We start from the raw sequence: 15023 nt of genomic DNA on the forward strand, positions 1-15023 counted from the left end.
TCAATCGGCTAGGGGGCTAAGCGGAAACTATATTTGCGACATGGGTCGCAAATGAGCAATCGTCCGGGATGACAGGCACGGGCTGCCGACGGATTGGGCATGGTGGCGGCGGCATAGGTGCCAAAAATGAGAAACGCCGCTTCGGTCAAGCCGAAGCGGCGCTGTTATCGACTATCGGCAGCGGCAGGGAAGCGCTGAGCGCTAGCCGTTATCTCAGGCAACGAAACCGAGGCGCACCGCATTCATGGCACCGGTCTGGCCGGGCATGGTATTGGCAAGGCGCTGGCGCTCGAGAGCGGTCGTCAGGTTCATTTCGCGGCGGGCAAAGAGGCGGGCAAAAAGCTTCATTATCATCTCCTATCGGTTGCTCAGACGGGTCGCCTTCGCTTGATGGAGTGGGGCAGCTCGTTTGCTGACGGTGATATAGGCCTGCGTGAGCAGAAACTAAATCGCAAATGCGAAGCGCTTGAATGGAAATGCGACATCGTTTGCGACATTATTGGGCATGGTGCCCAAAATTTACGATTACTTACAGTGTGTTACCGGCGACATTGAGGCGCCATGCAAGTGACGCATATGCGCCATGCAGCGGCGACACGGCTCTGAAAATCATTTGAGTGCAAATAAGTTGGAGAAAGCCTGCAGGGCCAATAGAGAAGGCCTGCCGGGCTGGTCTGCGCGGCAGGCCTTCAGCACAAGGTACACAATGGTTTACTTTGCTCCAGCCCAGGATCCGACGCCGTGGCGTGCACCGGTCTTGGTGTCGGCAGCTTCAGGCCAGCCGATATCCTTCTGCAGTTCGATCGGCAGCGAGCGGATCGCACGTTCGGTCTGGAAGCGGGCGCGGGCCGCGCTCAATTCGGTCGCAAGCCGACCGATGGATGACAGGATAGACATTTCATTCTCCTTTGGTTGTGGCACGTCCCGCATGAACGCGTTCCGTCGCCTGGATATTCCGCATCGAGTGCAATTCCGTGTCAGGAGCGTTGGAGCCATGGCACGTCCTGCCTTCGATGGAGTTGACTATCCTCCCAATCTGATGTTCAATCAAACGAAATGGAATGATGCTTCACATCAGAAAAATTGAAGGTCGATCCCGATGAACGCCCCACTCAATCATCCGCTGCCGCTGCTCGATCTCGACGTTTTGCGCACCTTCGTGGCCATTGCAGAGACCGGCAGTTTCACCACGGCGGCCAATGCGGTGTTCCGCACGCCGTCGGCGGTCTCCATGCAGATCAAGAAGCTCGAGGACATTCTCGGGCGCTCTGTTTTCGCGCGGGATGCGCGCTCGGTGACGCTGACCACGGATGGCGAGATGCTGCTCGGTTATGCCCGCCGGCTGTTGTCGATCAACCGCGAGGTGGTGTCGAAGTTCATCATCCCCGAGATCGTCGGCGTGGTGCGGCTCGGCTCGCCGGACGACTATGGCGAGCGCGTGTTGCCGCATGTGCTGAAGCGTTTCGCGCAGTCGCATCCGTCGATTGCCGTCGACGTCACCATCGACCAGAGCAGCAATCTGCGCCGCCGCATGGACGACCGGGCGCTCGACATCACGCTGCTGACCAATTCCTACAAGACCAGCGCACTCGGCGCCGAGGTGCTGCTCACCGAGCCGATCGTCTGGGCCGGCGCCAAGGGCGGCAGCGCGCATCTGCGCGAGCCTTTGCCGGTGTCGCTGTGGGAAGAGGGCTGCGCCTGGCGGGCCGGCGCGCTCGATGCGCTGAGCCGTGAAGGCCGCAATTACCGCATCGCCTATATGAGCGCCCACACGGCAGGCCAGCGCGCCGCCATCATGTCGGATCTCGCGGTTGCGCCGCTGCCGAAGTCGTTCCTCGGCAACGACATGGTCGAGCTTTGCCCGAAGGACGGCATGCCCGATATCGGCACCTACAATCTGGCGATGGTGGTGTCGCCGGACGCCAGCGCGCCGGTCAAGGCCGTCGCCGACCATATCCGTGCGACGTTCGAGCTTTTCCGCGAAACCGGCAAGTTCTAGAGCGGTTCACCGTTTCACGGAAACGCGAGCCGCTTTAACTCCTTGTTTTGACGCAATTCCCAAGGGAAAGCGCTACACGCTTTTCCCGGGAAACCGTTTTACACTTTTCCTGGAATTGCTCTGCTATTCCGCTGCTTGGGCGGGGCGCGCCGCGAGAGCGGGTCGCGCCGTGCGCCGCGCAGTTGGCTCACCTTCAAGGAAGGTGACGATGCTGTCCCTGGCGCGACGCGCCTCCGGCATCTCGATCAGCGGCCAGACGTGGAACATGCCTTCCTCGTAGACGACCTCGACGTCGACGCCGGCAGCGCGCGCCTTTTTGGCGAAGATCAGATTGTCGGGGCTGAGCAGGTCGTGCGAGCCGGTCAGAAGCAGGGTCTTCGGCAGCACCGCGAGGTCGCCATAGAGCGGGCTGATGTGCCAGTCGCTGCGATCAATGCCGGCACTGTACATGCGGATCGCTTCCAGCCCGCCGGAAATGCCGAGCCACGGATCGTTGCGTTCCGCCTCGAACACTTCGGGGTTGGACAGCGACATGTCGAGGCCGGGTGAAATCAGCACGTGGCGCGACGGCAAGGGCAGGCCTTCCTCAGCCGCCATCATGGTCAGCACGACGGCCATGTTGCCGCCCGCGGAATCGCCCATGAAGACGATGTCTTCAGCGTCGGTCTCATCCAGCATCTGCCGGTAGACGTCGCCGACCATGCCGAACATGGCGTGGAAATCATGCTCCGGCGCGATGGGATAGATCGGCACGGTGATGCCGAAACCCAAGCGCTCGGCGACCTCGGCGATCAACCCCCAATGATAGGATGTGATCTGGAAGACATAGGCGCCGCCATGCATGTAGAGGATGCGCCTGCGTTCGCCGGCCTTCGGCGCGATTTCATAGACAGGGAAGCCATCGACGCTGCGCTCGGTGATATCGAGCCGCTCCCGCAGCAATGCCGGGGGATGATGATCCTCGGTCTTGCGGGCATAGGCGATCCAGCGCTGCAGGTTTTCCGGGCTGGCAAATGCCTTCTTGCGGCTGTGCCGGAGGATGAAGGAAACGAGGTGGCTTTTGAAACTGGGCATTCGCCTAAACAAGCTCGGCCGCAGCCGACTAAGAGAATTCCCCCACTGTCGCGAAGATCGTACCTCCAGCCGAAATGTCAAGATTCTGGCCCAAGCCAACACGGTTGTTTGATCAGCCAGGTCCGCTGTTTTGCGCAGCGCGGCTCAGCGCCGGGGCAGCAGCGCGGCGCGAAGCTTGATGTCGGTCGCAGCCGGGACCATGCGGCGGCCCCGGCGCTTAGTCAGCAATTTGCACTTGTCGGCGAAGGTCATCAGCGGCCCGAGCCCAGGATCAGACGCGACAGGTTGGTCTGGGCGTCGATGCGCGGCGACACGGGCCAGCCGATGTCCTTCTGGATTTCGGGTGGCAGGTTGTTCATGGCGCGCACGGCCTGTGCATTCTTCATGGCCGCACGAAAACGGCCGAGGGTCTCGAACATCTCTATTCTCCTTTGGAGCGTTGTGGCGGCGGAATAGTCCGGTCCGCCATTCGATGTCCGTTAAATGCTTCACGTCTGTATCGGACGTATTGCGCCAAAACAGCGTTTCGGTTTCCAGATCGGTGCGATCTGGAAACATTTGCATACAAATGAAATTGGTCGAATTGGCGGCCTTCGTAAGGTGGCTTATTCCCGGCTGCGCCTGGCGGCATGGCCTTCACGCGAACGCCGGCGCGGGGCGGCGTCGCCGGCGACGCCATCCTGGCTGACGGTCCTGCGTGGCGGCAATTTCACCGCCGCCGACAGTTTCGGGAACGGATCGACCTTGTTGGGAAGCGCCATGGCGTAGACGAAATGCTCCTGGAATTTCGGCTCCAGTGCGGTCTCGATCTTCTCGATGTGGCTGACCGTGTCCTCGATCTCGCGGCGATAGCCACGATTGAGCAGGGCCATGCGCGCACCGGCGCCGGCGGCGTTGCCGACGGCCGAGACCTTGTCGAGGTCGCAATCCGGGATCAGGCCGAGCACCATGGCGTATTTCGGATCGATGAACGAGCCGAACGCGCCGGCGAAATGGATGCGGTCGACGTGTTCGGTGTTCTGCTTTTCCATCAGAAGCTTGGTGCCTGCATAGAGCGCCGCCTTGGCAAGCTGGATGGCGCGCACGTCGGTCTGCGTGATGGTGATCTTGGGTTCGCCTTCCTTCAAGACATAAGAGAAGGTGCGGCCGTTGACCGTGACGCGCGGCGAGCGCTCGGCCAGCGACCCGTCGATCACTCCATCCTCGGAGATGATGCCGGCGAGGTACATTTCGGCCACGATCTCGATGATACCGGAGCCGCAGATGCCGGTGACGCCGGTCGCCTGCACGCTGTCGACGAAGCCGGGATCGTCGGACCAGAGTTCAGAGCCGATGACGCGGTATTTCGGCTCCAGCGTATCGGGGTCGATGCGCACGCGCTCGATTGCGCCGGGGGCGGCGCGCTGGCCGCCGGAGATTTCGGCGCCCTCGAAGGCCGGGCCGGTGGGCGAGGAGGCTGCGACCACCCGCTTGCGGTTGCCAAGCACGATCTCGGCATTGGTGCCGACGTCGACGATCAGCATCATCTCGTCCTGGCGGTGCGGGCCTTCCGACAGCGTCACCGCCGCCGCATCGGCGCCGACATGGCCGGCAATGCAGGGCAGCATATAGAGGCGGGCGCCCTGGTTGAGCTTCAGGCCGATATCGGAGGCCTTGATGCGCACCGCGCCCGAGACGGCGAGCGCGAAGGGCGCGCCGCCGAGTTCGGTCGGATCGATGCCGAGGAACAGATGGTGCATGATCGGATTGCCGACAAAGACGGAATCCAGGATGTCGTTGCGCTGGACATTGCCTTCCGCGCAGACCTTGTCGACCAGGCCCGAGATCGCCTCGCGCACGGCGACCGTCATGCCTTCGCGGCCGTCCGGGTTCATCATCACATAGGAGACGCGGCTCATCAGATCCTCGCCGAAGCGGATCTGCGGGTTCGACGTGCCCGACGAGGCGGCGACGCGGCCCGACAGCAACGACACCAGATGCATGGCGATGGTGGTCGAGCCGATGTCGCAGGCCAGCCCATAGGCTTCGTTCTTGAGGCCGGGCCAGAGTGCTATGACGCGGGCGATGTCGCTTTCGGCGTCCTTGTGGATGGCGGCGGTGGCGGTCCAGTTACCCTTGCGCAGTATGCCCTGCACCTGCGGCATCAGGTAGAAGTCAAATTCGAGGTTTTTGAAGCCCCAATCCTTCATCAGCGCGATCTTGAGGCGGTCGAGATCGCCGAGCGGCTTGTGCATGTCGGGCTGTTCGATCTCGACATAGCACATGCGGATCGCTGAATCGCGGGCGATGACGCGGGTGTCGGCATCCTTGCGGATGGTCTGTGCATTGATGACCGTGTCCTGCGGCACGTCGATGACGAGGTCGCCGAGGATCTGCGCCGAGCAGGAGAGGCGGCGCCGCTCGGGCAGGCCGCGGACGCGCTCGTAGCGCTCTTCCTTGGCGCCCTTGGGCGAGATGTGGTCGTTGGACGAGACGATCTTGTGCTTGGCGAAATTGCCTTCCTGCACCTCGATCTGGCAGCGCCCACAGGTGGCGCGACCGCCGCAGACGCTTTCGACATAGACACCGAGCTGGCGCGCGGCGTCGAGCACCGGCGTGCCGACAGGAAACCGCCCGCGCTTGCCTGACGGCATGAACAGCACGAGCGGATCGGTAATGTTTGCAGGCGAGTTCATATTTTCATTACTCGACTAAGCCGGCACTGGGAAAAGATTTCACATATGCGAGGCTTGCCAGATAGGAAGCGATGAGCGGCAGCGGATACCATCGCAGCCAAAACATGGAGAAATTGTCCAGTCTTTGCCGGTCCAATGTCCTTGCGGGAATTGCCCCGAGCAGAAGTGGAAATGCGATCAGGACAAACATTAGAAAGGCAGTGGCGTAGATACACAGAACAAAATACCGGAGGTATTCATGACTCAGATAGCCGAAGGCATAGGACCCGGCCAAAAGCATAAATACGCTGCAAAAAGCCACTCGCAGAATTACCTGCCAGTTCGGCATTTCAGGCCTTGTGCGGTCTTGATCTGTCAAGAAAACCGTGTCCTGTCTCGCTCTATCCCCTGGCCATGCGGGCTTCACGGCCGCCGCGACGGCGACCGCCATTGCCATTGCCGCCGCCTTCGCCCGGAGCGTTAACCGCGGTGGGCGCTGCGACCGCCTGGCCGCCTTCGGCCGGCTTGTAGTCCTTGTAGGTCCTGATCCAGTTGGTGCAGTTCTCGTCGGTGCCGTTGAGCACATTGGCGCCGCGCACGGCTTCCATTTCCTGCGGGCGCACCGGGTTCATGATCGCCGAGGTCATGCCGGCGCCGATCACCATCGGGATGAAGGCGGCGTTGATGCCGTGGCGGTGCGGCAGGCCGAACGAGATGTTGGACAGGCCGCAGGTGGTGTTGACCTTGAGCTCTTCACGCAGGCGGCGCAACAGCGCGAAGACCTGGCGGCCGGCATCGCCCAGCGCGCCGATCGGCATCACCAGTGGGTCGACGACGACGTCATGCGCGGGAATGCCGAAATCGGCGCAGCGCTGCACGATCTTTTTGGCGACGGCAAAGCGCACATCCGGATCCATCGAAATGCCGGTCTCGTCGTTGGAGATGGCGACGACCGGAACGTTGTACTTCTTGACCAGCGGCAGGATGGCTTCGAGCTTTTCCTCTTCGCCGGTCACGGAGTTGACCAGCGGCCGGCCCTTGGCGACCTTGAGCGCTGCCTCGATGGCGGCGGTCACCGACGAGTCGATCGACAGCGGCAGGTCGACAAGGCCCTGGACGATCTCCAGCGTCTGCACGAGCAGGCCGGGTTCGGTTTCGTTCGGATTAACGGAGGTGACGCCGGCATTGACGTCGAGCATGGTGGCGCCGCAGGCGGCCTGTTCCAGCGCATCCTTGATGACGGTCTCGAAATTGCCGGCGATCATCTCGGCGGCCAGCTTCTTGCGGCCGGTCGGGTTGATGCGCTCGCCGATGACGCAGAAAGGCTGGTCGAAGCCGATGATGATCTCTCGTGTCGCCGAGGCGACGATGGTCCGGGTCATGAAGTCTCTCCGCCTGATATAAAGATTTCTTTATATCGTTGTCTGGTTTCATTCAAGCGAATGGCTGGCCGTCCGCGCTGTCAGTGCGCGGTCTTCACCATATCCACCTGCGTTTCGGTAATGTCGTCGTGCAGTATGCTCTCGAGCCGGTCGGCGACCATCTGATCGTCGTGGCGGATCTCACGTTTCCATGGCTGGCGGCCTTTCAGCACACCCGATTCATCGACGATCTCGGCGACATATTCCTCCTGGCGGTAGGCCATCACATGGATGCCGGAGACACCAGGAATTTCCTTCACCTCGTTGATGATGTCGGTGCAGAGCTGCTTGCCTTCCTTCTTCTGGTCCTGCGCGCATTCCAGCCGCTTGATGATGGTATCGGGAATATGAATGCCCGGCACGTTGGAGCGGATCCATTTGGCCGTCTTGGCCGAAGCCAGCGGGCCGACGCCGCACAGGATGAAAACTTTTTCCGTATGCCCCAAGTCCCGCGCCCTCTGCATGAAGGTTCTGAACATCGGCACGTCGAAGCAATACTGCGTCTGCACGAACTGCGCGCCGGCGGCGATCTTCTTGCCGAGATGGATCGGGCGGAAATCGAAGGGTGGCGCGAAGGGGTTGACGGCGGCGCCGAGGAAAATTTGCGGCGGCGTCGTCAACTTGCGGCCGGACAGGAACTTGCCGTTGTCGCGCATGATGCGGCAGGTTTCCAGCAACGACATGGAATCGAGGTCGAAGACAGGCTTGGCGCCGGGCTGGTCGCCGGCCTGGACGCCGTCGCCGGTGAGGCACAGCATGTTGGCGACGCCCATCGCCGCACCGCCCAGCACGTCGCCCTGGATGGCGATGCGGTTCCTGTCGCGGCAGGCGATCTGCATGATCGGCGCGTAGCCCATGCGGGTGAGCAGCGCGCAAATGCCGACCGACGACATGTGGCAGTTGGCGCCGGAGGCATCGACGGCATTGATGGCGTCGACCCAGCCGTCGAAGATTTTCGCCCTGTTGTAGACGTCTTCCGGATCGGCGCTGTCGGGCGGGTTGAGCTCGGTGGTGACCGCGAATTCGCCGCGCCGCAGCACGCGCTCCAGCCGGCCACGCGAGGAGTGGCCGGGCAGCGGATCTAGCGGCAGATGGATGCCGGCCGGGTTTTCGTCGCGCTGGCGGCCGATCACGCGGCCGCTCCGGTATTGGCTTTGGCAGCGGCTTCACGGGCCGCTGCCGACTGCGCCGTCACCCGCAGCCAGGCCGAGGTTTCGCGCAGCGACTGGTCGACCGGCTTCTGCACGGTCAGGATCCTGTCGCCATGCTCCATGTTCCGCGAGCCTTCCCAGGCCTTGACCCATACGCAAGGCATATCGGGCTCGACCTCGCAATTGCCATTGGCGCGCACGCCGCCACACGGGCCGTTGCGCAGCTGCTTGGGGCAGTTCATCGGGCACGACATGCCGGTCGAGGACAGGACGCACTGGCCGCACATGCGGCAGTCGAACATGAAGCCCTTGACGCGCCTTTCGACAAACTTGATCGGCGCCTCGACGCGCCCATAGCCGAGGCCTTTCCAAAGCGGATGAAGAAGCAGGAACATGTCTGCGAATCTGGAGTAGAACCATTCGAGCAATCGCGAATGGCGGATCGACCACAGCCTGATGGCAAACGAGCGCTGCACGCGCCGCTGCGGCGATACGTCGGCCGGCTTGTAGTCGGATTTCGGCGCTGCTTTCTTGACCTGAGTGGCCTGGGTAACCGGCTGGGTAATCCTTGGCCCCTCTTTGGCAGGAGTGGTTTCAGACATTTTCTTTCCCGCCCGCCTTGACCAGAGCGACCAGCCGCTCGCGGTCGTATTTCGCGTCGATGTCGCTGAATGCCTTCTCGACCTCGGCTTCGAGGTCGTCGCCGACCGGGATCGGATCGGCCTTGCGCCATTCCGCGAGGTAATCGTCGGTGCCGCCGGCGCCGGTGCGCATGGCGCACATATCGATCGCCTCGGTGAAGCGCAGCGGCAGTTCGCGCTTGGCGTTCTGCCGGCCCTTCTTGACGATGACCTGGGCGGGGATGTCGCGCCAATAGACGACGATCAGATCGGCCATGAATTCTCTCACTCCCTGTAGAGCGCCGTGCGTCCATGAGGGAAACGACGTTCCACCACTTTATCCAGCTGGTGTGAGCATTGCCGGATGCGCAGTGGGGCTGCTTGTTATGGGACGACGCGCGCGCATTCAAAAGCGACGCTATTGAGAGTCGCAAAAAGAAAGGCGAGATTCCGAGGGAAGGCTGGCTACCAAACCCGCTTGGTCAGGCCGGTCCAGAGATAGAACCAGATCGTCGGGTGGTACCATTGTTTCGAGGGCAGGTCCGGCTTGATCGTGGCCAACTTTCCGTCCAAGGCACCGCGGACCGCCTCGACGCAGATGTCACGCGAGAACGCCGCCTGGCGCAACGCATAGCTCGAAATAGTGTCGCCGGGCTCCGGCTTGCCGCGCGCCTGTTTCAACACGCCGCCGGTGTCGCCGCCGGCGTCGACCAGATGCACGGTGGTGCCGAAATTCTGGGGATCGCCGCAGGCCAGCGCCCAGTAGCCGCCATTCATGCCGCGGTATTTGGGCGCGATGCCGGCGTGGTAGTTGAGCACCGGGCAGGGCATTTGCGCCAGCGTCTGCCGGGACAAGAGCCGGCAGCCGGCGAGCAGCACCACGCCCGGGCGGATGTCGGCGATCGCCTGCAGGCAATCGGCTGCGTTGGCGGAGGAGACGTGGATGATCTTTTGTCCCGGCTTCGGCTCGGTCTCAAGCTTCTGATCGGCGATGAGCCGCTCTGCGTGGCCAGCGAAGAAGCGCTTGCCGAGCCTCGTCAACACCATCGTGCCGAGTTGACCGATGGCCGAAAACCAGCCCTGGCGGCGCGCGCGGCCGAGCAGCAATTGCTTTTTGGATTCAGGGCTTTCGAGGATGACGCTGACAGGGTCGAGCTGGTCGGCGATGGCGTTGACGATGGCCCAGATGTGCGGCCCGCCTTCGGTGACGATGACGATCGCAGCACTTTTTTCAACCGCTGATGCCATGGCGCGCTTTCTTGCCGGCGCGCAACCATTTGCCGTGCGCTGCCCGGCTCAATTCTGTGCCGGGCGAGGTTAAATCTTGATGACCGCCCGGCCAGCGAGAGACCAACGGATCAGCGCTTGAACTCGATGATGTCGAGTTTCGATTCGTAGTAGGGCGCCGGGAATTCGATGCGCCATTCATTGGCGCTGGTGCGGAAGGCATAGCCGACCTGGTCGCTTTCCGGGCCGCTGCCATAGGGTTTTGGCTTGTTGTCATTGACATAGCCGGAGCCGAGATAGATCGCGCGTTTTTCGCCATCGTCGAAGAAACGGCCCTTGGTGCGTTGCGAGCCGCTGACCTTTTCCAGCTGCCAGCCGGAGCCATCGTCCGTGACCTTGCACTTGAACCAGCCATAGATGACCAGCGGGCCGGTCAGGCCCACCTTGATGGTTCGGCATTGCCAGTTGCCGCTCAGGTCCTTGTCGGAAAAGGCCACTATCGGCTTTGCCAGCAGCGCGTCGAGTTGGCTGACCTCAGCCGGGTCTCCCGCTTTTGCCTCGGCCAGCGCCGCCTTGCGGGTCTCGCCATATTTGTCGAGGCGAACCTTGTCGGCAGGCGTGATGATCTTCTGCACCTCGCCGTCGGCGCGAGCGGGCAGGGCGAAACAGAGCAGGCAAACGGCGGCGAGCAGGACGCGAGCGGTCATCGGTGGTATCCATGTTGGCGCGGCTGGAGCAGCCGATTCTATCTTCCAGCGCACAACTTACCCATTCGCGGCGGCCTGTCATCCGTGCTTAAACAGCGGTATGTTCCGCGGGAGGTGCGCGTGGGGGTTACAATCCATTTTGAGGGACAACTGCGCGGAGAGGAACAATATCTTGCGCTGTTGCAGGAAGTTGAAGCGCTTGCCATCGCTCGAGACTGGCGATTTCGGCCGATAGACGAGGCCGAAATGGTTCTCAACCGGGTCATCGACGAACGCAGCGTTGACTATATCGGCCCGGTCATGGGGATAGAATGCCTGCCGCATCCCAAGTCGGATCGCCTAAGGTTCGAGTTCGACAGGGACCTCTTCATGCAGCAATATTGCAAGACCCAGTTTGCGGGGTCGGAGGCGCATATCGAGATCATCGAGTTGCTTCGCAAAGTTGCTCCTTTTTTCGACAAGTTCGACGTCTTCGATGAAGGCGAGTACTGGGAACTGGGCGACCGCAAAATTCTGCAGGTCAATCTCGACACAGTCGACGCTCTGCTTGCAGAGGCTTTGCGCAAGGATCCAACTGCAAGAGGGCCGATCCGGTTAGACAACGGCCGCGTTGTCGATTTCGTGTCGGATCCGCAACCGGAGAGCAAATAATCCGAAGTCGGGCGCCTAACGCAATTCTTCTGGATGTGCCGCCACCCGCGCCAATTCAGCCGTCAGGTCGCCATAGCCGGTCGAGCGGCGCTCATAGGCGAGGCCAAGCATCTTCGCGGCCTCCTCGGCGACCTTGTCGAGTTCCGGATCGTCGGTCTGGGCGATGTAGATCAGCTTCTGGTAGTTGCCGAAATAGTCCTTGATCAGCTCCGGGTGCTTGTCGAGGCCGAGCGGCTTCATGAAGAAGGCGTCGAACTGGCGGCACAGGAAATCGGTCATGTAGAACGACATCATGTCGTCGTCGGCGACCTTCGCATAGGCGTCCATGCCCTGGTAGAAGGCAAAGCAGTGCGGGCCGGCCATGCGTTCAACGCCGTGCTTCTCCAGGACCCGGTCGAGCATGCCGCCGGTACCGCAATCGGCATAGCCAACGAAGATGTTGCTATAGCCTTCCGCCTTGGCCTTTTCGATCGCCTTGTCCATCGCCGGTGCGATGCGGTCGGGGTAGAAATGGAACTCCGCCGGCAGGCAGGTCAGGTCGAGATGGTCGAGCTTGAGCTGCTCCTTGACGGCCAAAACTTCGCGCGCAATCATTCCACAGGCGATGACCAGCAGCCTGTCGTCTTGATTCGGTTTCGTTTTTTGCATTCTGGCCATGGAACCCGGTCGAAGCGGCCTTCGTTGCTGTGGGGCGAATCTATCGAGAGAGGGATAAACCGTCCATGAAACTGTTACGCGTTGCGCCGATTGCAATCCTTGCCTGCGTCCTGGCGCTTACGGCCTGTGCCAACACCGTCCGTGGTGTCGGCCGGGATATCAAATCGACTGCCAAAGCCGTCGACGACACCGTCACCAAACCCTGACGCAGCCATCCGTTCCAATAGCTGGAACAAAAAAGCCGCGCTGCAAGGCGCGGCTTTCGATTGTGGCCCAGACGCCTTGCGTAACAGATCAGGCTGAAGCGCGCACGTTATGCTTGCGCTTCATGAAGTCCTTGGCGGTCTCGACCGCCACAGCCGCGTCGCGGCAATAGGCATCGGCGCCGACGGCCTTGCCGAATTCCTCGTTTAGCGGCGCGCCGCCGACCAGGACGACATAGTCGTCGCGGATGCCCTTTTCCTTCATCGTGTCGATGACGACCTTCATGTAGGGCATGGTCGTGGTCAAAAGCGCTGACATGCCGATAATGTCGGGCTGGTGCTGCTCGATGGCGTCGAGGTATTTTTCCACCGCATTGTTGATGCCGAGATCGATGACGTCGAAGCCGGCGCCCTCCATCATCATGCCGACGAGGTTCTTGCCGATGTCGTGGATGTCGCCCTTGACGGTCCCGATCACCATCTTGCCCTGCTTCGGCGCGCCGGTGGCGGCCAGCAGCGGGCGCAGGATGAACATGCCGGCCTTCATGGCGTTGGCCGACAGCAGCACCTCGGGAACGAACAGGATGCCGTCGCGAAAGTCCTCGCCGACGATGCGCATGCCTTCGACCAGAGCTTCGGTCAGCACCTTGTAGGGCACCCAGCCGCGGTCGAGCAGGATGTTGGTGCCTTCCTCGATCTCTTCCTTCAGTCCGTCATAGAGATCGTCGTGCATCTGCTGCACCAACTCGTCGTCGGAAAGCTCGGAGAGGATGATCTCGTCGTCGGCCATTTTTCTCGGGCTCCTTGCCGCACGGGATGCGATCACGGCGGCTTAAAATAATCGCGTCAATACCTAACCCGGCGGGGGCAGGTATCCATAGCTGATTTGCGACTTCCCGCAAAAGGAAAGCGACCGCAAATCTATTGGAATTCTTGTCGATTTTGCGACAGGCGTTGGCGCTGGCGGGCCGTTTCGAATAGGGTGCATGACTACGATCCGGGCGAGAAGCCGCCATACGCGGCCGCAAACGGTTTTTAGGGAAAAAACGATCATGAGTGAAAACGCGTCAGTCGACCAGGAAGCGTCCAATGCGCGACGTGGACGTGCTGCCAGCGGCGGCGCGGCTGCAAGGCGGGCGGCGCGCTCGGGCGGCGGACCGGGCACCCAGCTCACCTATATCAAGCGCAAGATCAACATCTATGAGGTCCTCAACGAGGAAGGCCTGGCGATTATCGAAAACAACACCGATACGGTGCTGGAAGAGATCGGCATCATCTTTCGCGACGACGCCGAGGCGCTGCAGCTTTGGAAAGAGGCGGGCGCCGACGTCAAGGGCGAGCGCGTGCATTTTCCCAAGGGCCTCTGCCGCTCGCTGCTGAAGACCGCGCCGCCCATCTACACCCAGCATGCGCGCAACGCCGAGCGTTCGGTGCAGATCGGCGGCAACGCCACGGTCTTCGCGCCGGTCTATGGTCCGCCCTTCGTGCGCGATCTCGACGGTGTCAGGCGCTACGCGACGATCGAGGATTTCCGGAATTTCGTGAAGCTCGCCTATATGGCGCCGTCGATCCACCATTCGGGCGGCACGGTGTGCGAGCCGGTCGATGTGCCGGTCAACAAACGCCACCTCGACATGATCTACAGCCACATCAAATATTCGGACAAACCGTTCATGGGTTCGGTGACGGCGCCGGAGCGGGCCGAAGACACCGTCGCCATGGCCAAGATCGTGTTCGGCGACGATTTCGTCGAAAACAACACCGTGCTGACCAGCCTGATCAACGCCAATTCGCCGATGGTGTTCGACGAAACCATGCTGGGCGCGCTGAAAGTCTATTCGCGCCACAACCAGGCTTGCATCGTCACGCCGTTCATCCTAGCCGGCGCGATGAGCCCGGTGACCGTTGCCGGCACGCTGACGCAGGTTCTGGCAGAGGTGCTGGCCGGCGCCTCTTTCACGCAGTTGATCCGTCCCGGCGCGCCGGTGCTGTTCGGCACCTTCGCCTCGTCGATCTCCATGCAGTCTGGTGCGCCGACCTTTGGCACGCCGGAGCCGTCGCTGGTTTCCTACGGCGCCGCACAGCTTGCACGCCGCCTCGGCCTGCCGTTCCGCACCGGCGGCTCGCTCTGCGCCTCCAAGGTTCCGGATGCGCAGGCCGCCTATGAGAGCGCCAACACGCTCAACTCGACCATTCTTGCCGGCACCAATTTCGTCCTGCATTCGGCCGGCTGGCTCGAAGGCGGACTGGCGTCCTGCTACGAAAAATTCATGATGGACATCGACCAGCTCGGCATGACGCAAAAGTTTTCCGAAGGCGTCGACCTCTCGGAAAACGGCCAGGCGATGGACGCCATCCGCCAGGTCGGCCCGGGCAGCCACTATCTCGGCTGCGACCACACCCAGGCCAATTTCCAGACCGCCTTCTACCGCTCCAGCATCGCCGACAACAATTCCTACGAGCAATGGCTGGCCGAGGGCGAGAAGACAGCGCCGCAGCGCGCCAACGAACTCGCCCGCCGCTGGCTGGAGACCTATGAGGCGCCGTATCTCGATCCGGGCATCGACGACGGGCTGAAGGACTACATCGCGACGAAGAAGGCGTCGATGGCTGACGCCTTCACCTGAAAGGAGCCCGAGTCAGGCGGGGCTAAAGTCGC

The 15023-nt window shown here is 61.8% G+C and carries 18 protein-coding genes; 4 read left to right on the top strand and 14 right to left on the bottom strand.

What is annotated here, in order from left to right; all coding sequences use genetic code 11:
• Positions 1-213: 213 nt before the first annotated feature.
• Both NKJ78_RS28185 and NKJ78_RS28190 read right to left on the bottom strand, forming a co-directional pair.
• Complete coding sequence (locus NKJ78_RS28185) at positions 214-348, bottom strand: hypothetical protein (RefSeq protein WP_023681787.1); 135 nt, start codon at positions 346-348, stop codon at positions 214-216.
• 363 nt (positions 349-711) lie between these two features.
• Positions 712-897 (bottom strand): hypothetical protein, encoded by a 186-nt coding sequence (locus NKJ78_RS28190; protein WP_023681786.1) that lies wholly within the window; start codon positions 895-897, stop codon positions 712-714.
• Positions 898-1099: 202 nt separating this feature from the next.
• Between NKJ78_RS28190 and NKJ78_RS28195 the strand changes: the two genes are divergently transcribed.
• The gene (locus tag NKJ78_RS28195; protein WP_023670389.1) at positions 1100-1999 is read left to right on the top strand and encodes a LysR substrate-binding domain-containing protein; all 900 of its coding nucleotides are present in this window, start codon (positions 1100-1102) and stop codon (positions 1997-1999) included.
• Positions 2000-2122: 123 nt separating this feature from the next.
• Here NKJ78_RS28195 and NKJ78_RS28200 read toward each other — a convergent pair whose 3' ends face one another.
• The 10 genes from NKJ78_RS28200 to NKJ78_RS28245 form a co-directional block, all read right to left on the bottom strand.
• Positions 2123-3073, bottom strand: a complete 951-nt coding sequence (locus NKJ78_RS28200) for an alpha/beta hydrolase (protein WP_023818043.1) — start codon at positions 3071-3073, stop codon at positions 2123-2125.
• Positions 3074-3324: 251 nt separating this feature from the next.
• Positions 3325-3492: a hypothetical protein gene (locus NKJ78_RS28205; protein WP_196813564.1), complete on the bottom strand. Its 168-nt coding sequence runs from the start codon at positions 3490-3492 to the stop codon at positions 3325-3327.
• 186 nt (positions 3493-3678) lie between these two features.
• On the bottom strand, positions 3679-5748 hold the full coding sequence (locus NKJ78_RS28210; RefSeq protein ID WP_352460721.1) for an ASKHA domain-containing protein: 2070 nt from the start codon (positions 5746-5748) through the stop codon (positions 3679-3681).
• Between the two features lie 7 nt (positions 5749-5755).
• Complete coding sequence (locus NKJ78_RS28215) at positions 5756-6106, bottom strand: hypothetical protein (protein ID WP_156929758.1); 351 nt, start codon at positions 6104-6106, stop codon at positions 5756-5758.
• 22 nt (positions 6107-6128) lie between these two features.
• The gene (locus NKJ78_RS28220; protein ID WP_023688111.1) at positions 6129-7109 is read right to left on the bottom strand and encodes a methyltetrahydrofolate cobalamin methyltransferase; all 981 of its coding nucleotides are present in this window, start codon (positions 7107-7109) and stop codon (positions 6129-6131) included.
• An 80-nt stretch (positions 7110-7189) separates the two neighbouring features.
• Complete coding sequence (locus NKJ78_RS28225) at positions 7190-8281, bottom strand: methylenetetrahydrofolate reductase (protein WP_352460720.1); 1092 nt, start codon at positions 8279-8281, stop codon at positions 7190-7192.
• Complete coding sequence (locus tag NKJ78_RS28230) at positions 8278-8901, bottom strand: methylenetetrahydrofolate reductase C-terminal domain-containing protein (RefSeq protein WP_352460719.1); 624 nt, start codon at positions 8899-8901, stop codon at positions 8278-8280. Before NKJ78_RS28230 ends, NKJ78_RS28225 begins: the two co-directional genes overlap by 4 nt.
• Positions 8894-9196, bottom strand: a complete 303-nt coding sequence (locus NKJ78_RS28235) for a virulence factor (protein WP_023670397.1) — start codon at positions 9194-9196, stop codon at positions 8894-8896. Before NKJ78_RS28235 ends, NKJ78_RS28230 begins: the two co-directional genes overlap by 8 nt.
• 188 nt (positions 9197-9384) lie before the next feature.
• Positions 9385-10167, bottom strand: a complete 783-nt coding sequence (locus NKJ78_RS28240; RefSeq protein ID WP_352460718.1) for a formyl transferase — start codon at positions 10165-10167, stop codon at positions 9385-9387.
• A 110-nt stretch (positions 10168-10277) separates the two neighbouring features.
• Positions 10278-10853 (bottom strand): DUF4893 domain-containing protein, encoded by a 576-nt coding sequence (locus tag NKJ78_RS28245; protein WP_027050291.1) that lies wholly within the window; start codon positions 10851-10853, stop codon positions 10278-10280.
• An 84-nt stretch (positions 10854-10937) separates the two neighbouring features.
• Between NKJ78_RS28245 and NKJ78_RS28250 the strand changes: the two genes are divergently transcribed.
• Complete coding sequence (locus tag NKJ78_RS28250) at positions 10938-11504, top strand: hypothetical protein (protein ID WP_352460717.1); 567 nt, start codon at positions 10938-10940, stop codon at positions 11502-11504.
• A 15-nt stretch (positions 11505-11519) separates the two neighbouring features.
• Here the strand turns inward: NKJ78_RS28250 and NKJ78_RS28255 are convergent, their stop codons facing one another.
• The gene (locus NKJ78_RS28255) at positions 11520-12161 is read right to left on the bottom strand and encodes a DUF1638 domain-containing protein (RefSeq protein WP_352460716.1); all 642 of its coding nucleotides are present in this window, start codon (positions 12159-12161) and stop codon (positions 11520-11522) included.
• Between the two features lie 65 nt (positions 12162-12226).
• Between NKJ78_RS28255 and NKJ78_RS28260 the strand changes: the two genes are divergently transcribed.
• Positions 12227-12367, top strand: coding sequence for an entericidin A/B family lipoprotein (locus tag NKJ78_RS28260; protein ID WP_023670401.1), 141 nt, complete (start codon positions 12227-12229; stop codon positions 12365-12367).
• Positions 12368-12455: 88 nt separating this feature from the next.
• Here the strand turns inward: NKJ78_RS28260 and NKJ78_RS28265 are convergent, their stop codons facing one another.
• A complete protein-coding gene (locus NKJ78_RS28265; RefSeq protein ID WP_352460715.1) occupies positions 12456-13154 on the bottom strand; it encodes a cobalamin B12-binding domain-containing protein in 699 nt (232 codons plus the stop codon).
• A 262-nt stretch (positions 13155-13416) separates the two neighbouring features.
• Here NKJ78_RS28265 and NKJ78_RS28270 point away from each other — a divergent pair, with 262 nt between their 5' ends.
• Positions 13417-14991 carry a trimethylamine methyltransferase family protein gene (locus tag NKJ78_RS28270; protein WP_023670403.1) on the top strand — a complete coding sequence of 525 codons (1575 nt, stop codon included), beginning with the start codon at positions 13417-13419 and terminating at the stop codon, positions 14989-14991.
• Positions 14992-15023: the final 32 nt, after the last annotated feature.

The organism is Mesorhizobium sp. M0037 (assembly GCF_040323635.1).
Taxonomy (GTDB): Bacteria; Pseudomonadota; Alphaproteobacteria; order Rhizobiales; family Rhizobiaceae; genus Mesorhizobium.